Genomic DNA, 18,872 nt, shown 5'->3' with positions numbered 1-18,872 from the left:
ATTACAATACGCAGACTTATTTTAAAGAGGACAGAATTATGATTATCGTAACAGGTGGCGCAGGTTTTATTGGCAGCAATATTGTCAAAGCATTAAATGATTTAGGGCGCAAAGATATTTTAGTGGTAGATAACTTAAAAGATGGCACAAAATTCGCAAATTTAGTTGATTTAGACATTGCAGATTATTGTGATAAAGAAGATTTCATTGCTTCTATTATCGCGGGCGACGAATTTGGTGATATTGATGCAGTATTCCACGAGGGGGCATGTTCTGCGACTACGGAATGGGATGGCAAATACATTATGCACAACAACTACGAATATTCTAAAGAGTTGTTGCACTATTGCCTTGAACGTGAAATTCCTTTCTTTTATGCCTCAAGCGCAGCAACTTATGGTGATACTAAAGTATTCCGTGAAGAACGTGAATTTGAAGGTCCATTAAATGTTTATGGCTATTCTAAATTCTTGTTCGATCAATATGTGCGCAACATTTTGCCAGAAGCAAAATCGCCAGTATGTGGTTTCCGTTATTTCAATGTTTACGGGCCGCGTGAAAATCATAAAGGTTCTATGGCGAGTGTGGCATTCCACTTGAATAACCAAATCTTAAAAGGCGAAAATCCAAAATTATTTGCAGGCAGCGAACACTTCCGCCGTGATTTTGTTTATGTGGGTGATGTGGCTGCAGTGAATATTTGGTGCTGGCAAAATGGCATTTCGGGTATTTACAACCTTGGTACAGGAAATGCAGAAAGTTTCCGTGCGGTGGCTGATGCAGTAGTAAAATTCCACGGTAAAGGCGAGATTGAAACCATTCCATTCCCAGAGCATTTGAAATCTCGTTATCAAGAATATACTCAAGCAGATTTAACTAAACTTCGTTCAACAGGCTACGATAAACCATTCAAAACAGTCGCGGAAGGTGTGGCTGAATATATGGCGTGGTTGAATAGAAAATAAATTATTAATGTAGTAAATCCCCTATAGCTTATCGGTATAGGGGATTTTATTTAATATAATTGTGATAAATGTGTTAAATAACGCTCATAAGCACTTTGATAATTTTTCACCTGTGATAAGTTGGGATAAGCTTTTGAGTTTTCATCTAAGTGAATGAAGGTTTCGCATAAAAATTCCAGTTCTCCTTCTCCATTTGCCCACATAGCTTGAATTGCTCCTCCTAATGCAGCAGCTTCTTCTTCCTGCAAACATACCACTTCAGAATTCATCACATCAGCAATCATTTGCCGCCAAAATGAGCTTTTCGCGCCACCTCCAATTAGGCGAATTTGTGAGGTTTTGAGGCCAGCTTGACGAAATAAATCTAAGCCATAGCGAAGCGTAAAAGTAGCACTTTCCATCATTGCTCGACAAAGATTTTCTCGTGTGAAATTACTTGAATCTAACCCTAAAATGCTCGCTTTTGTATTGGGTAAAGGTGGAACTCTTTCACCATTAAAGAATGGCAAAATAGTGATGCCATTCGCGCCAATAGGTGCTTGTTGAGCAAGTTGATTTAATTCTTCAATATCAATATTGAGCAAATTCATTAGCTGTTTATTTGAGGAGGTTATATTCATTACACAAACCAGTGGTAACCAGCCATTATTACTTGAACAAAAATTTGCGATCATTGGTGGTAAATTAAGTAATGGCTTTTGCGTATAAGCATACAAGGTACCAGAAGTACCGAGACTCATCGTAGCAATCCCTTCTCGAATATTTCCTGTACCAATTGCTCCCATCATATTATCGCCTCCACCTGTGGAGACGATGACATTCTCATTAAAACCAAATAAAGTCGCAATTTCAGGTTTAATCACACCGATTTTTTGTTCAGCAGAAAGTAATTTTGGTAACACTTCATCCATATTTAATTCTGGCGCAAGATATTTGAAGACTTCTCTTTTCCATTCTCTTTTCACAACATCGAAATAACCACTACCAGAAGCATCACCAAACTCAGTGCAGAATTTTCCTGTTAGCCAATAATTTAGATAATCGTGTGGCAGCATAATTTTGCTAATATTGGCAAATTTATCAGGATAATTTTGACGAAACCAACTCAGTTTTGAAGCCGTGTAACCAGTTTGGCAAATGATACCTAATTTTTCAAATGCGGCCGTTTGTCCGCCTAATTTTTCGATCAGCATATCATTTTCCGTAGCGGTTTCTGTATCACACCAAAGCTTAGCCTTATATAGAGGACGATCGTTTTTATCTAACATTACCAGTCCATGTTGTTGCCCTGAAATGCCTATTCCCTTCACTAAATTAGGTGAAAAGTGCGGTGAATTTTTTGCTTGTTTCAATGCAATTTGTAATGCTTGTTGTAATGCCTCAATCCACCAATTTGGTTGTTGTTCACGTCTTCCATTGGATTGTGTAATTAATTCATGTTTTGCGTAACCAACTCCAATCACTTTTTTTTGGACAGAATCAAGCACTATCGCCTTTGTTCCTTGTGTGCCACAATCAATTCCTATATACATAATGTCTCCTAAAATAAAAAAGTGCGGTGGAATACAACCGCACTTTTGCTTCATTTTTAGCTATAAATAACTTGGTTTACCAAATTTTCCAAATATTCTTGCTGACCTGAAACTGGTTTTGGTGCTAAATCTTTTTGTTGGACAAGTTGCGCAAGTGTTTCAAGTGAAGTTTTACCTTGCAAAATATGCTGGCCAAGCTCACTATTCCAACCTGCATAGCGTTCATTAACAATTTTTTGTAAGGTTTCCTCTTGTAACATTTTTGCTGCACGTTTTAAGGATAATGCCAATACATCAATTGCACCGATATGAGCATAAAATAAATCATAAGGATCAATACTTTGTCGGCGAATTTTCGCATCAAAATTAAAACCCCCAGTAGTAAAACCGCCATGTTTTAAAATTTCATACATAACTAACGTGTTTTCTTCAACACTATTTGGGAATTGGTCGGTATCCCAGCCTAATTGTGGATCGCCACGATTAGCATCAATTGAGCCAAAAATATCTAATGCACAAGCTGTTGCAATTTCATGTTGAAAGGTATGGCCAGCAAGCGTCGCGTGGTTAGCTTCAATATTAACTTTAATTTCTTTTTCTAAACCAAATTGTTTTAGGAAACCATACACTGTTGCCACATCATAATCATATTGATGTTTAGTTGGTTCTTGCGGTTTTGGCTCAATTAATAATGTACCTTTAAACCCAATTTTATGCTTATGTTCTACCACCATTTGCATAAAACGACCAATTTGTTCACGTTCGCGTTTCAAATCGGTATTCAATAAAGTTTCATATCCCTCACGTCCACCCCATAATACGTAATTTTCTCCACCTAAACGTTGAGTGGCATTCATCGCATTAAACACTTGTGTTGCAGCCCAAGCAAAAACCTCAGGATTAGGATTAGTTGCTGCACCAGACATATAACGAGGATTAGTAAAACAATTTGCAGTTCCCCATAAGAGCTTTACACCCGTTTCTACTTGTTTGCGTTCTAAAATATCAACAATATGATGAAAATTTTGTACATATTCCCGCACTGAATTACCTTCAGGTGCAATATCAACATCATGAAAACAATAATAAGGTACGCCTAACTTATTCAAAAACTCAAAAGCAATATCGGCTTTTTGTTCTGCGCCAGCAAGCAAATTTGGATTTTTCTGCCAACTTCGTTCCAAAGAACCTAGCCCAAACATATCATTCCCATTCCAGCAAAAGGTATGCCAATAACACACAGCTAAGCGTAAATGTTCAGCCATAGTTTTACCTAAAATTACTTGATTAGCATCATAATGTTTGAAAGCAAAAGGATTTGTGGATTTTTCTCCCTCAAAGGAGATTTTTTCAATTTTATCGAAATAGGTTGTCATAACATTTTCCTCTCTAGGTGATGAAATTTTTCGTATTTTTGTGAAAAATTAGCTTTTCATCAATTATGTTATTTAATTTTTCTATGTTGATTATTTGCAACTGTGGAGTGGATCACAGTTGTGAAAAAACGTAATAATGGAGAAAGATTTTATAATTGAAAGCCTTTTTTAAAGTGTGAAAACTAACAACTGGAGCAATAACTAGTCCTTCACTTAACTATTGAGGTATCAATATGAAAATCAAATCAGCTTTACTTACCCTTGTTGGTGCATTAACTGTATTTAGTAGTTCTGCCCATTCCAAAGATCTTAAAATTGGTTTATCCATTGATGATTTACGTTTAGAAAGATGGCAAAAAGATCGAGATATTTTCGTAAACAAAGCAGAATCAATGGGTGCAAAAGTATTTGTCCAATCTGCGAATGGTGATGATTCAGCACAAATTTCTCAAATCGAAAATATGATCAATAAAAATATTGATGTATTAGTAATTATTCCTCATAACGGTGAAGTATTAAGTAACGTTATTTCTGAAGCTAAAAAGGAAGGAATAAAAGTATTAGCGTATGACCGTTTAATCAATAATGCAGATTTAGATTTTTATGTTTCCTTTGATAATGAAAAAGTAGGTGAACTACAAGCTAAAAGTATTGTGGCGGTAAAACCAGAAGGTAATTATTTTTTAATGGGGGGATCTCCTGTAGATAATAATGCGAAATTATTTAGAAAAGGGCAAATGAAAGTATTAGATCCTTTAATTGCCAGTGGGAAAATTAAGGTTGTAGGAGATCAATGGGTTGATTCTTGGTTAGCTGAAAAAGCGTTACAAATTATGGAAAACGCATTAACAGCTAATAAAAATAATGTGGATGCTGTTGTTGCATCTAACGATGCTACTGCTGGAGGTGCGATTCAGGCCCTTAGCGCACAAGGCTTATCTGGGAAAGTCGCAATTTCTGGGCAAGATGCAGATTTAGCTGCAATTAAACGTATTGTCAATGGCTCGCAAACTATGACTGTTTATAAACCAATTACGAAACTTGCAGATAAAGCGGCAGAAATTGCGGTTGAATTAGGTAAGAATGAAAAAGTAGAAGCTAATGCAGAACTGAATAATGGCTTAAAAAATGTTCCTGCGTATTTACTTGATCCTATCGCTGTAGATAAACGTAATATTAATGAAACTGTAATTAAAGATGGTTTTCATACTAAGGAAAGTATTTATCACTAACTTTAAGAGGGAAGAGAAAACTCTTCCCTTACCTATTAGGGAGTTACGATATGGCATTGTTGGAAATGAAACATATCACAAAAAAATTTGGTGATGTGACCGCACTTCATAATATATCCATTGAATTAGAAGCGGGGGAAATTTTATCTTTATGTGGTGAAAATGGATCTGGAAAATCTACATTAATGAAAATACTTTGCGGTATTTATCCTTGTGGAGATTACAGCGGTGATATTTACTTTTCAGAAAGTGAACTAAAAGCAAGGAATATTAGAGATACTGAAGAAAAAGGCATTTCAATTATTCATCAAGAACTTACTCTCGTAAAGAATATGTCTGTATTGGAGAATATTTTTTTGGGTAACGAAATAACTCATAAAGGTTTGACAGCAGATAATGAAATGTACTTACGTTGCAAAAATTTATTACAGCAGGTGCAATTAGATGTCGATCCCAATACACGAGTAGGAGAATTAGGTTTAGGGCAACAGCAATTAGTTGAAATAGCTAAGGCTTTGAATAAACAAGTAAGACTTCTTATCTTAGATGAACCAACGGCTTCACTTACCGAAAAAGAAACGGAAATTTTGTTAAATCTTATTAAGGATCTTAAAGCACACAATATCGCTTGTATCTATATTTCCCATAAACTCAATGAAGTTAAGGCGATCTCTGACAAAATTTGCGTCATTCGTGATGGTGAACATGTTGGTACGAAAGACGCTTCAACAATGACACAAGATGACATTATCACCATGATGGTAGGTCGGGAAATTACCTCACTTTATCCACATGAACCTCATGAAATCAAAGATGAAATTTTACGAGTAGAAAATCTCTCTGCTTGGCATCCAATCAATACACATATTAAGCGTGTTGATAACGTAAGTTTTGGTCTTCATGAGGGGGAAATTTTAGGTGTTGCAGGTTTAGTTGGTTCAGGTCGTACAGACATGGTGCAATGCTTATTTGGGTCTTATGAAGGTAAGTTTGAAGGAAATATTTTTATCAATCAAAAACAAGTAAATATCAAAAATTGTGCCCAAGCGATTGAACATAAAATTGTGATGGTTCCTGAAGATCGGAAGAAACACGGCATTGTTTCTATTATGGGAGTTGGCAAAAACATTACGCTTTCTTCTTTGAAATCTTATTGTTTCGGAAAAATGGTAGTTAATGAAGCAAAAGAAGAGCAAATAATTGGCTCAGCCATCAAACGACTAAAGGTAAAAACTTTTTCACCAGATTTGCCAATAGGACGACTTAGTGGCGGTAATCAACAGAAAGCGATCCTAGCCAAATGTTTATTGTTAAATCCTAAAATACTGATTTTAGATGAACCAACAAGAGGAATTGATGTTGGTGCGAAATATGAAATTTATAAGTTAATTAACCAATTAGCACAAGAGGGGATTGCTATTATTGTCATTTCATCAGAACTACCAGAAGTTTTAGGCATTAGTGATAGAGTTCTTGTTATGCACCAAGGTAAACTTAAAGCTAGTCTTATCAATACTGCTCTTACTCAAGAACAAGTTATGGAAACAGCACTTAAGGAGTAATCTATGTTTAAGTTAAAATCCGTAAATTTACAAGTTTACATTATGTTAATAGCTATTGCAGTCATTATGGCATTCTTGCAATTGGAATGGTTTTTGTCATTATTTCTGCTGAAATTGACTTATCTGTTGGTTCACTTATGGGCCTACTGGGCGGATTTGCAGCTATTGCCGATGTTTGGTGGGGCTTCCCATTACCTGTAACTATTATTGCAACAATTGCTCTTGGTTTAATTTTTGGTATTTGGAATGGTTGGTGGGTGGCTTATCGTAAAGTGCCATCCTTCATTGTTACACTTGCAGGTTATCTCGCATTCCGTGGAATTTTGATTGGTTTGACTAATGGCACAACTGTATCTCCTATTAGTGGAACTATGACAGTTATTGGGCAAGGTTATTTATCAGATATTGCAGGGGTTATCTTAGGTGGTATTGCAGTTATTGGATTTGTTCTTTGGGGAAATTATCAACGTAGAAGTCGCCAGCAGCTTCAGCTGGAAGTGTCTGCATTATCAAAAGATTTTACGAAATATGCTTTGTTTGCAGTAATTGTATTAGGAGCAATTTATTTACTTAATGATTATCGTGGCATTCCATTTCCTGTTTTAGTACTGTCAGTTCTTGCAATCTTAGGGTTATTCCTCTCTCGTAAAACTTCATTCGGTCGCCACGTTTATGCGATTGGAGGCAATATTGATGCGGCAAAATTATCTGGTATCAATGTAGAGAAAACAAAACTGATTATATTTGCAATGAATGGTGTGTTAGTTGCAATAGCAGGGTTGATTTTAAGTGCTCGTTTAGGTGCAGGTTCACCATCTGCTGGGCAAAATGCAGAACTAGATGCGATTGCAGCTTGTGTCATTGGAGGGGCAAGCTTAGCTGGTGGTGTAGGAAGTGTGTTTGGGGTCGTTATTGGCGCACTTATCATCGCATCGCTTGATAATGGTATGAGTATGCTTGATGTGCCAACTTTTTGGCAATATATTGTCAAAGGTGGCATTTTGTTACTTGCTGTATGGATAGATACTAGTAATAAGAAAAAGATGTAATTATTAATTTAAAACCGTCATTTATAAAATGGCGGTTTTTTAATTTTATAGAAATGGTTACCTAACATACTGCTTTCTAGATGATGAAATTTTTCATCTTTTTATGAAAAAAAAACAAGTTCTTATCCGTTACATTATTTAATTTTTTATAGTGATTATTTACAATTGTGGACTAGATCACAGTTGTGAAAAAACGTAATAGATAAAGTAGTTTTAGTAATTTTAATTCTTTCCTTCTTTGACTAAAGTAAATTTGCCTTATACATCAGGAGGAATAATGAATAATTTTTATAATTTTGATGTGATTATTGATCGCCTAAATACATTTAGTGCTAAATGGAATGTAGATAATGATATTATTCCAATGTCTGTCGCGGATATGGATATTCCAGCACCTCAATTGATGATAGATGAATTAGAAAAATTTAATCGTTTAGGAATTTATGGTTATACTGAATTACCAGCCGACTATCACAAGATAATCAGTGATTATATTTTTGAACAATATCATTATTCTGTTCTCTCTGAAAAAATTGTATTTTGCCCAAGAATAATTCAAGCTATATCTATTTATATACGAGCATTTACAAAAGAAATTGATGGAATATGTATTCTATCACCTTCATATAGTCCAATATTAAACACGATAAAATTAAATGACAGAAAATTATATCAATGTCCTTTGGTTTATGAAAATAGAAAGTATCATATTGATTTTCATTTATTAGAGGAATGTTTTGAACATTCTAAAGTATTTGTTTTAATTTCTCCTCATAATCCAACTGGAACGATTTGGAACAAAGAAGTCCTTATTGAAATTATAAACTTAGCTAAAAAACATAATGTATTTATCATTTCTGATGATGTCCATGCAGACTTTACATTAACAAATAATTCCCACTATCTAATATCATCATTAGATGAATGGGTAGCAAATCATTCAATGATCTGTTTATCCCCAGCAAAAACTTTTAATATTCCTGGATTGGAAATAGCTAACCTAATTATTGAGAATAAAGAAATTCGAGAAAAATTTATAAAAGAAATGATGGCATTAGGTATACATAATCCAAATTATTTCTCTATACCAGCCATCATTTCGTTGTATAAATATTGTACTGATTGGGTAATCTATCTAAAAGAATACATAAAGAATAATAAGAAGATAGTAAAAGAATTTTTCAATGAGTATATTCCATTATTAGATATTACTGAAAGTGATGGAACTTATTTACTTTGGATAAACTATAAAAAGCTAAGTATAAATGAAAATGAATTAGCTTATTGGATTAATAATTTATCAAGAGTAAAAGTATCTTTGGGGAGTGAATTTGGAAAAGAGGGAGACGGTTTCTTTCGTATGAATGTCGCTATGCCTAGAGAAAAATTATTAGAAGCATTGAATCGAATCAAAAATGGGTTTTGTTTATTAAACAATAGGGAGATTTAATATGAAAACCACTCATCGCACAAGAATGCCAACAACATTAGAAGCTTTTTCACCAATCATAGTGATGCTATTACTGTTAGGGCTTGGGTATGCTTTATTTGATTTGCCAGCAGAGCCATTAATGATTATTTCAACGGTATTTGCTGGTTTTTTAGTTATTAAATTAGGTCATTGCTATTTAGATATTTTAGACGCCATTTCAGAAAAAATAGCTAAAACAATGCCTGCGCTATTAATTTTAATTACTGTAGGATTATTAATTGGAACTTGGATTAGTGGAGGAACAATTCCTATGATGATCTACTACGGACTAAAAGCGATATCACCAGAATATCTTTATGTGACAGCCTTATTCCTTACTGCTATTGTTTCCATTTGTACTGGAACCTCTTGGGGGTCTGCAGGGACTGTTGGTGTGGCATTTATGGGAGTTGCGATTGGATTAGACGCCAATTTGGCTGCTACGGCAGGTGCTGTGGTCGCTGGTGCGTATTTTGGAGATAAATTATCGCCACTATCTGATACAACCAATATTGCATCCGCAGCTGCTGGCGTAGATTTATATGAGCATATCGCTCACTTACTTTATACAACATTACCATCTTTTATTCTTTCGGCTACTGTCTATGTGGTATATGGTTTAAACTACGATTTTTCTAATGTGGCGACTCCAGAAAAAGTAAATACAATGATTCATGAGCTAGAGCAAGTTTATCATTTTAACTTTCTATTACTTATTCCAGTCGCTATTGTATTATGGGGCTCTATTACTAAGAAACCGACTATTCCAGTGATGTTATTATCAGCATTTATCGCAATTATTAATGCTATCTTAATTCAAAAATTCTCTCTATCTGATGTGATTAATAGCGCAGTTAATGGATTTGATACCTCAATGATTCACCATACTTCAGTTAGCTCTGATTTAAGTCGTTTGTTGAATCGTGGTGGAATGAATTCAATGATGGGAACACTATTAATTTGTTTCTGTGCATTATCATTTGCTGGTGTATTACAATTGAGCGGTGCATTAACTGTAATTATTCAAAAATTACTCACCTTTGTTCATTCAACTCTTTCTTTGATTATTACAACGATTCTTTGCGGTCTAACAATGATTGGGGTTACTTGTAATGGGCAAATTTCTATTCTAATTCCAGGAGAAATGCTTAAAGATGCGTATGTAGAAAAAGGATTACATCCAAAAAATCTAAGTCGAACAGCAGAAGACTCCGCAACAATTATTGAACCTATTTTGCCATGGACTGCCGCAGGTGCATATATGGCAGGCACATTAGGTGTTGCAACATTGTCTTATTTACCTTGGGCAATTTTATGTTGGAGCGGTATTATCTTTGCTATTATTTATGGTGCAAGTGGAATAGGTATTGCGAAGCTAAAAAAATAAATGTGGTATTGGATATAAAAATGGCCAGTTATTCTGGCTATTTTTATCTTGAAGCTAAATATCTTTTCTATTATAACTTAAACAGAGGTTTCCCATAGATAAGGATATAAAATGACGGAACAATACTACAAAATTGCCCTCTTATTTAATGCAAACAAGGTGTATGATCGGCAGGTGGTGGAGGGTATTGGACAATATATTCAGGCATCGCAATGTATGTGGGATATTTTTGTAGAGGATGAATTTATCTATCATACTGATACCATTAATCAACTTTCTATTGATGGCATTATTGCAGACTTTGATGATCCAAAAACTGTTGAATTATTGCAACACACTCTTATTCCTACTATAGCAGTTGGTGGATCTTATAAACAAGCTGATTTTTATCCGCACTTTCCTTATGTAGCAACAGATAATATGGCATTGGTTGAAATGGCTTTATCTCATTTACAGGAGAAAGGACTGTCACAGTTTGCATTTTATGGTTTGCAAGTAAATACTCATAAGCATTGGTCTATAGAACGAAGAGATGCTTTTGTAGAGTTGATGGAGAAAAATCATTACCCTATTTACCTATATGAGGGTGTGCAGGTTCATGCTCAAAATTGGTTGGAAGAGCAACAAAAGCTAATTGTCTGGTTAAAATCTCTTCCTTCTCATACTGGTATTATTGCTGTTACGGATGCGCGTGCTCGTCATTTATTGCAGGCTTGTGAGTACAGTAAAATTGCTGTACCTGAAGAGCTTTGTGTGGTTGGTATTGATAATGAAGAATTGATCCAATATTTATCGCGTGTGTCCCTTTCCTCCGTAGAACAAGGCACGAGAGAGATTGGTTATCAAGCTGCGAAATTATTACACAAATTACTCAATGGTCAAAAAGTTTCACATACCCCTATTTTAATTCCACCGATTACCGTTCACTCTCGAAATTCTACAGATTATCGATCATTAACAGATCCGCTTGTCATTCAAGCAATGCATTATATTCGTCATCGTGCCTGTCATCGAATTAAAGTAGAACAAGTTTTAGATCATCTTGAAACCTCACGTTCTAATCTTGAACAACGTTTTAAGAATGAAATGAATAAAACAATTCACCAAGTCATCCACGAAGAAAAAATTTCCCGAGCAAAGAATTTATTACAACAAACAGATATTTCTATTCAAGAAATTGCTGAGATTTGCGGCTATCCATCAATTCAATATTTTTATTCTGTTTTTAAGAAAGAATTTGAAATGACTCCTAAAGAGTTTCGACTAAATTGTTAAAGGAGAATATTTTTATTCAACTCTGTGCCATAATAACAAATATTTTTGACCGCACTTTTATCTGAAAGACAGAAAATGAATATTCTAATTATTGGCCCTTCTTGGGTTGGCGATATGATGATGTCGCACAGCTTGTACCAGCAACTGAAAATTCAATATCCAAATTGCAATATTGATGTGATGGCACCAAATTGGTGTAAGCCTTTGCTTGCGCGTATGCCAGAGGTGCGTAAGGCGATTGAAATGCCATTAGGGCACGGAACCTTTGAATTGGGAACGCGTTATCGTTTAGGAAAGTCTTTGCGTGAACAATATGATATGGCGATTGTTTTACCTAATTCATTAAAATCTGCGTTTGTTCCTTTTTTCGCAAAAATTGCTCATCGTCGTGGTTGGAAAGGCGAAAGCCGTTATATTTTATTGAATGATTTACGAGCCAATAAAAAAGATTATCCAATGATGGTGCAGCGTTATGTTGCATTGGCTTTTGAAAAAGATACTGTACCAAAAGCTGATGATATTCCTGTCTTAAAACCCTATTTGACGGTTGAGCCAGCGCAACAAGCTCAAACCTTAAAAAAATTTGAAAAACAAACCGCACTTTTAGGCGAACGTCCAATTATTGGTTTTTGTCCTGGCGCAGAATTTGGTCCAGCTAAACGTTGGCCGCATTATCATTATGCTAAATTGGCCGAAATGCTCATTGAAAAAGGCTATGCGGTAGAATTATTTGGTTCACCAAAAGATGTGGAAGCAGGAGAGCAAATCCGCAATGCATTACCAGCCGAGCTACAATCATTTTGTTTAAATTTAGCGGGGCAAACTAACCTGAATCAAGCTGTGGATTTAATTGCTAACTGCACAGCAGTGGTGAGTAATGATAGCGGCTTAATGCATATTGCGGCAGCCACAGATCGCCCATTGGTTGCGCTTTATGGCCCAACCAGCCCAACGTATACGCCGCCACTATCAGATAAAGCGGAAATCATCCGTTTAATTGAAGGCGATTTGATTAAAGTGCGTAAAAGCACCGACAGCGCTGAAGGATATCATCAAAGTTTGATCGATATTACGCCGAAAAAAGTATTGGAAAAATTGACCGCACTTTTAAGTGCTAACAAAAAAGGAATATAAAATGGAAATTACATATCAACCTGTATTAGATAAAAGTTATTCTAAAGTAGCTAGGAAAGTAAGTCGTGATATTTATAAACATAATAAATTTCGTAATATAATGCATATTGGTGATTTCCTATTGTATTTATTATTTCTGATTCCAAGCTGTTTTATTGCCTTTGTAATGATGGATTGGTCTGAATATTTTTATGATTATTATGAAAATATTTTGGCTTATTATGTGGGATATATATTACTTGTCATTTCTCTATTAGCATTTATATACGCAGTTTTAATTCAACCTTATTTAAATAATCGAGCAATTCAAAGCCAAGTACTTAATAGAATAGAGCAAGAAAAGAGAACCGTACGTATTCAAGACGATGGTTTATATTCTGAAATAGCGCTCTGTCAAACTTTATATAATTATCGGTACATTCATCATATCGAAAATCATTATGGTTACTTAATAATTCGAGTTGATACAGGCTTGTTTTTCTTAATTCCTCATTCAGCCTTTCAAGATGATGCTCATCGAGAAGCATTTGAAGCCGCTTTACGAGAAAAAATAAAAGCTTACCAAGCAGAGCCTTTAAGTAAATAGAAAAGGCGTAACTGGATATGTTAATGATATGAACCCTCTCCGCATACATTTACAATTAATTGGAATGGTGATTTTATGGGGCGCCTCTTGGCCTTGGGGACGAGTGGTTGCCCAAGCTATGCCGACATTTATTGCTTCAAGCATGCGCTTTTTTTTCGCCATTATTCCACTCATTATTTGGCTATATGCGGCGAATCGTTTCAAATATGCTAAACAACTGCGACCTAATCAATGGGTGGGGTTATTGTTAACGGCTTTGCTTGGGATCTTTGGTTATTCGACTTTCTTTATTTGGGGTTTGAAATATGTTCCAGCAGGGCAAGGAACGATGGTCGTTGCCTCTAATCCAGTCTTTACGATGTTTTTTGCGATTTTATTATTTAAAGAAAAATGGAATCGCTGGGTTGTGTTAGGGATGATTATTGCCATTAGCGGTTCTTTGTTAGCCATGACAAAAGGGAATCCAACTAACCTCTTACAAAATTTTGGATTCGGTCAAATGTTATTGCTTTGTGCTTTAGTTTGCTGGGTTGCTTATACTTTATTGGCTCGTAAAGTATTAATCGGAATTGATTCTCTCACCGCTACCACGATTTCTTCTACTTTTGGTTTTTTCATGCTGACGTTGGCAGCATTATGGACGGAAAGTGCGGAAGATTGGGCAACCGTATTTCAATTAAATGGAGTGCAATGGTTTAGTTTACTTGGTCTTGCATTTGGTGCAACGGTATTGGCTTATGCATGGTATTTTGATGGTGTGAAACACTTAGGGGCAGGCAATGCCTCGGCTTACATTATTCTTGTGCCGATTTTAGGCATTTTATTTTCAGCCGTTTGGTTGAATGAACAAGTGGATTCCTCCTTAATTATTGGGGGCATTTTAGCCGTATCTGGGCTTGGGATTATGCACTGGGGAAGAAGGTTAATTAAATGAAAGTATGTGTGATTAAGACTTCCTCTATGGGGGATGTTATCCACACTTTGCCCGCCTTGACTGATGCTCAAAAGGCGATCCCCAGTTTAAGCATTGATTGGGTGGTGGAAGAAAACTTTGCAGAAATTCCACGTTGGCATTCCGTCGTAAATCGCGTGATTCCTATTGCTTTGCGCCGTTGGCGTAAATCGCCTTTTTCCATTCAAACAAGAAATGAGTGGAAAAATTACCGCACTTTGTTGCAGGCTGAAAACTATGATGCGGTAATTGATGCGCAAGGGCTCATTAAAAGTGCATTATTTGCAACTCGTTTCGCTCAAGGTATGAAACATGGCTATGATCGTCAAAGTATTCGAGAGCCGTTAGCATCTTTTTTCTACGATAAAAAATATGCCATTTCTTATCAACAGCATGCGGTGGAACGAATTCGTCAGCTTTTTGCCCAGAGTTTAGGTTATGAATTACCTCAGGTTCAGAGTGACTATGGTATTGCTCGCCATTTTCTTCATCAAACTTCAGAACAAAACAATGTGATATTCATTCATTCTACAACTCGAGCAGATAAGCATTGGGAAGAATTAGAATGGCAAAAATTGATTGAAAAAATTACCGCACTTTCTGATTACGAAATTCGCTTGCCTTGGGGAAATGAACAAGAAAAAGCGCAAGCAGAGCGTTTGACTCAAGCTCATTCTAATGTGATCGTGTTGCCTAAGTTAACTTTAACGGAGCTTGCAAAACAGCTTGCAAATGCAAAAGCCGTTGTGTCAGTGGATACAGGCTTGGCGCATTTAACTGCTGCACTGGATAAACCCAATATTACGCTTTATGGCGCAACGGATCCTAAATTGATTGGCTGTTATGGTAAAAATCAGCATTATTTATCGGCAAGTTCAATGAAAGAGATTTCAGCTGAACAAGTATTTTCAAAATTACTTCCTTTTATTGCATAAAGAAATGCTCGCACTTGGCGAGCATTTTTATCTTTTATATTTTCTTAGTCTAAGGCTTTACCTTTTAATTCAGGGATTAAGAAAATTGTCGCTAACATATCAATTACGTAGATAATCGCAAGTAGGGCGATGGCCGTCTGGAAAGAGTAGGCGAGTACAACCGCGCCCACAACTACAGGTCCAAATCCCCCTACAGAACGACCAATATTGAAAAGTACGTTTTGTGCTGTTGCTCGAGCCTCTGTTGGGTAGGCTTCTGCCATTAATGCACCGTAACCACCCATCATTCCGTTCACAAACATACCTAAAAATGCTCCAGCAAGAAGCATGATGTCAGGATCGGTAAGTTGTGAGTAAACCACGATACTTATCACTGCGCCTAATTGGAAAAGTAAGAAACTTGGTTTGCGTCCGATGCGGTCGGCGAGTTGTCCGAAAATCCAAATGCCAGCCATCATGCCGCAGACGGTAACGGCTGTCCAAAGTCCAGATTTAGTTAAACTGAATCCAAGTTGTTTTGATAAGAAATTAGGTAACCAAATCATAATGCCGTAATAACCGAAGTTTTGTACAGAAGTGAGTACGACGATACCAAGACTAATTTTGCTCGTGGCTTTGTCTTTAATCAGAAGCTGGAATGAACGTAATTTATCAGTAAAACTGGATTGCGTTGAAAGTGCGGTTTGTTTTTGCGTGAAAATTTCGGGTTCGTGCAGATGAGAACGTAAGAACCAAGCGACAAATGCAGGGAAGATACCCACCAAGAACATTCCACGCCAGCCAATATGCGGGAGCAATAATGGTGTAAGTAATGCTGCACCTAACACACCAGCTTGCCAACCCAATGCAACATAAGATGCCGCTTTAGCTCGGTGACGTGCGGGCCATGCTTCTGCTGCTAGAGCCATCCCAATTCCAAATTCACCGCCTAAGCCAATGCCCGCAATTGTGCGATAAATCAGTAAGTCCCAATAACCTTGTGCAAGCGCACATAACCCAGTAAATACCGCAAAAAGAAGAATGGTCCAAGTCAGTACGCGTACACGACCGTATTTATCGCTTAATGCGCCAAATAAAATACCGCCAAATACTGTACCAATAAGAGTCCATGTCACGAGAGAGCCACCTTGTGCGGGTGTTAGATTTAAGTCAGCAGAAATTGCACTAAGCATGAAACCTAAAATGAGAAGATCGAAACCGTCCATTGCATAGCCGACGGCAGAGCCAATTAAGGCTTTCCAGCCATAACTGTTTACTTTGTTTGTCATGATGTGTCCTTTTGTTACTCGCGGGTAACATTTAAAGTGAAAAGAAAGGTGATTAAAAATCGGTGGCTAGTTTACTGCATTGATGAAAAAATTCAATGAGCGTAATAACAAAAATAATTAGAATAAAAAAACTGAATTTGAAGAAGAAAGAAAAGGGGAATGATTAGGGAATAAAATTAGGATGGCGGTGAGAAAGGGATTTGAACCCTTGATGCAGTTTCCCACATACACGCTTTCCAGGCGTGCTCCTTCAACCACTCGGACATCTCACCGTAAAAGGTGCGCAAACTATAAAGATTTGCTCCAGTTTAGTCAAGTTTTTTGCGCTAGAACATAAAAAACTTTTAAAAGTTTCGCTAGAATAACCGCACTTTATTTATCGTTTGTAGTTTTTTTATGCATATTAAAGCATTATTTTCTAAAAATGTTTTTTTAGCCGTAAAACCCTTTAGCGCGCTGAAAGATTCCTTTCGTTTAGGTTATTCGAAAAAATCGCTGATTCGCGACATTATTTCAGGGTTGACTGTGGGGGTGATTGCAATTCCGCTTTCCATGGCTTTGGCGATTGCGAGTGGTGTACCGCCACAACATGGTCTTTATACGGCAATTATTGCGGGTATCGTTATCGCGCTGACTGGTGGTTCTCGCTTTAATATATCTGGGCCTACTGCCGCTTTTGTTGTGATTCTTTACCCTGTTACCCAGCAATTTGGGCTAAGCGGTCTTTTGATGGCAACGTTGCTTTCTGGGCTGATTTTGGTTTTGATGGCGTTATTTCGTCTAGGGCGTTTAATTGAATATATTCCTTTGCCCGTCACCTTAGGTTTTACTTGTGGGATTGGCATTACTATTGGTACTTTGCAGATTAAGGATTTTTTGGGGCTTTCCATAGAAAAAATGCCGGCGCATTATCTTGAAAAAATTCAAACAATTTTTACCGCACTTCCTACGATAAATTGGGCGAATGCAACGGTTGGTGTGGTAACTCTATTAGTCCTAACTCAATGGCATAAATTGCGTTTGGCAGTGCCAGGGCATCTACCTGCTGTGATTATTGGCACGATTTTAGCTCTGGCATTACAGCATTTTGGTTTTGAGGTGGCGACGATTGGATCTGCATTCCAATATACTTTGCCTGATGGTTCCATTGGTCATGGAATTCCTAATGTATTGCCAGATTTTTCTCTGCCGTGGAATATTCCTGATGCGCAAGGTCAATTAATTCATTGGGATTTTAATAGCTTGCAAGCTTTATTACCCGCTGCTTTTTCAATGGCCGTATTAGGAGCAATCGAATCACTTCTTTGTGCAGTGATTTTAGATAATATGACAGATACTAAACATCACTCTAATAACGAGTTATTAGCACAGGGCTTGGGGAATATCATTTCTCCGTTTTTTGGCGGGATTACTGCAACAGCTGCAATTGCTCGTTCTGCGGCTAATGTGAAATCAGGGGCGGTATCGCCAATATCAAGTGTTGTGCACGCAATACTTGTTTTATTCGCTTTACTTTTGTTTTCGCAAGCCCTTTCTTATTTGCCTTTGTCATCTATGGCTGCTTTGTTGTTGGTGGTCGCGTGGAATATGGCGAGTGTGCACGATATTATTCACCTTGCTCGCCGTTCAGGCAAAAATGAAATGACAGTGTTGCTGACTTGTCTTATTTTGACCGTATTATTTGATATGGTGATTGCGATTAGTGTCGGAGTGTTGCTTGCAAGTCTCTTGTTTATTCGGACGATTGCTGAGATGACAAAAGCCATTGAACACAATGCGCCTGATGATTTAGATGATGTTTTGGTTTACCGAATTAGCGGTCCGCTTTTCTTTGCCGCTGCGGATAAATTATTTGCGGATTTGCATGATAGAACGGTTCATACCGATCATGAAATCCGACATATTGTGCTGCAATGTGATGCAGTGACAGTACTTGATGCTGGTGGAATTCATGCGATTACCCGATTTGTTCAACATATGTTGCCGCATCAACAACTTTACTTGTGCAATATGCAATTCCAGCCGTTGAGAATGTTAGTTAAATCTAATTCTTCTCCAGATATTCAAAAAATTAATTTTGCGGCAGATTTGAACGAAACTTTTCATAAAATTCGTGACTTTGAAAAAACTACCCAATAATGAAAACTA

Annotated in this window: 14 protein-coding genes, 1 tRNA gene and 1 pseudogene; 12 read left to right on the top strand and 4 right to left on the bottom strand. The window is 36.7% G+C overall.

Annotated elements, in window-relative coordinates:
- Positions 1-38: 38 nt before the first annotated feature.
- On the top strand, positions 39-965 hold the full coding sequence (gene rfaD / locus DV428_RS00425) for an ADP-glyceromanno-heptose 6-epimerase (RefSeq protein ID WP_114908300.1): 927 nt from the start codon (positions 39-41) through the stop codon (positions 963-965).
- 50 nt (positions 966-1,015) lie between these two features.
- On the opposite strand, the gene xylB is transcribed toward rfaD, so the two are convergent.
- Both xylB and xylA read right to left on the bottom strand, forming a co-directional pair.
- On the bottom strand, positions 1,016-2,497 hold the full coding sequence (gene xylB / locus DV428_RS00420) for a xylulokinase (RefSeq protein ID WP_162790753.1): 1,482 nt from the start codon (positions 2,495-2,497) through the stop codon (positions 1,016-1,018).
- Positions 2,498-2,553: 56 nt separating this feature from the next.
- Positions 2,554-3,873, bottom strand: a complete 1,320-nt coding sequence (gene xylA, locus DV428_RS00415) for a xylose isomerase (RefSeq protein ID WP_015702065.1) — start codon at positions 3,871-3,873, stop codon at positions 2,554-2,556.
- Between the two features lie 233 nt (positions 3,874-4,106).
- Between xylA and xylF the strand changes: the two genes are divergently transcribed.
- The 10 genes and pseudogenes from xylF (at position 4,107) to rfaC (ending at position 15,456) form a co-directional block, all read left to right on the top strand.
- Positions 4,107-5,105 (top strand): D-xylose ABC transporter substrate-binding protein, encoded by a 999-nt coding sequence (gene xylF / locus DV428_RS00410; RefSeq protein ID WP_012055404.1) that lies wholly within the window; start codon positions 4,107-4,109, stop codon positions 5,103-5,105.
- 50 nt (positions 5,106-5,155) lie between these two features.
- The gene (gene xylG, locus DV428_RS00405) at positions 5,156-6,667 is read left to right on the top strand and encodes a D-xylose ABC transporter ATP-binding protein (RefSeq protein ID WP_114908298.1); all 1,512 of its coding nucleotides are present in this window, start codon (positions 5,156-5,158) and stop codon (positions 6,665-6,667) included.
- Positions 6,668-6,670: 3 nt separating this feature from the next.
- Positions 6,671-7,716, top strand: a pseudogene (locus tag DV428_RS00400) (sugar ABC transporter permease).
- A gap of 277 nt (positions 7,717-7,993) precedes the next feature.
- Entirely contained in the window at positions 7,994-9,166 is a 1,173-nt protein-coding gene (locus tag DV428_RS00395) for a MalY/PatB family protein (protein WP_114908296.1), read from the top strand.
- A gap of 1 nt (position 9,167) precedes the next feature.
- Positions 9,168-10,574, top strand: coding sequence for a Na+/H+ antiporter NhaC (nhaC, locus tag DV428_RS00390; protein ID WP_012054497.1), 1,407 nt, complete (start codon positions 9,168-9,170; stop codon positions 10,572-10,574).
- A gap of 111 nt (positions 10,575-10,685) precedes the next feature.
- Positions 10,686-11,849, top strand: a complete 1,164-nt coding sequence (locus DV428_RS00385) for a XylR family transcriptional regulator (RefSeq protein WP_012054498.1) — start codon at positions 10,686-10,688, stop codon at positions 11,847-11,849.
- A 75-nt stretch (positions 11,850-11,924) separates the two neighbouring features.
- Positions 11,925-12,983, top strand: coding sequence for a lipopolysaccharide heptosyltransferase II (gene waaF, locus DV428_RS00380; protein ID WP_114908295.1), 1,059 nt, complete (start codon positions 11,925-11,927; stop codon positions 12,981-12,983).
- A 1-nt stretch (position 12,984) separates the two neighbouring features.
- Positions 12,985-13,569, top strand: coding sequence for a YcxB family protein (locus DV428_RS00375; RefSeq protein ID WP_114908294.1), 585 nt, complete (start codon positions 12,985-12,987; stop codon positions 13,567-13,569).
- A 28-nt stretch (positions 13,570-13,597) separates the two neighbouring features.
- Positions 13,598-14,503: a DMT family transporter gene (locus tag DV428_RS00370; protein ID WP_114908293.1), complete on the top strand. Its 906-nt coding sequence runs from the start codon at positions 13,598-13,600 to the stop codon at positions 14,501-14,503.
- Positions 14,500-15,456, top strand: coding sequence for a lipopolysaccharide heptosyltransferase RfaC (rfaC, locus tag DV428_RS00365; RefSeq protein WP_114908292.1), 957 nt, complete (start codon positions 14,500-14,502; stop codon positions 15,454-15,456). The genes DV428_RS00370 and rfaC overlap by 4 nt, the downstream gene beginning before the upstream one ends.
- A gap of 44 nt (positions 15,457-15,500) precedes the next feature.
- Here rfaC and DV428_RS00360 read toward each other — a convergent pair whose 3' ends face one another.
- Together DV428_RS00360 and DV428_RS00355 are read right to left on the bottom strand one after the other, a co-directional pair.
- On the bottom strand, positions 15,501-16,724 hold the full coding sequence (locus DV428_RS00360; RefSeq protein WP_114908291.1) for an MFS transporter: 1,224 nt from the start codon (positions 16,722-16,724) through the stop codon (positions 15,501-15,503).
- 182 nt (positions 16,725-16,906) lie between these two features.
- Positions 16,907-16,996 (bottom strand) — tRNA-Ser (locus DV428_RS00355).
- 124 nt (positions 16,997-17,120) lie between these two features.
- On the opposite strand from DV428_RS00355, the gene dauA reads away from it, so the two are divergent.
- Positions 17,121-18,863: a C4-dicarboxylic acid transporter DauA gene (gene dauA, locus DV428_RS00350; protein WP_114908290.1), complete on the top strand. Its 1,743-nt coding sequence runs from the start codon at positions 17,121-17,123 to the stop codon at positions 18,861-18,863.
- Positions 18,864-18,872 lie beyond the last annotated feature (9 nt).

The organism is Haemophilus haemolyticus (assembly GCF_003352385.1).
Taxonomy (GTDB): Bacteria; Pseudomonadota; Gammaproteobacteria; order Enterobacterales; family Pasteurellaceae; genus Haemophilus; species Haemophilus haemolyticus_I.
The sequence above is the reverse complement of the archived record's forward strand: the minus strand, read 5'-3'. Positions and strand labels throughout refer to the sequence as shown.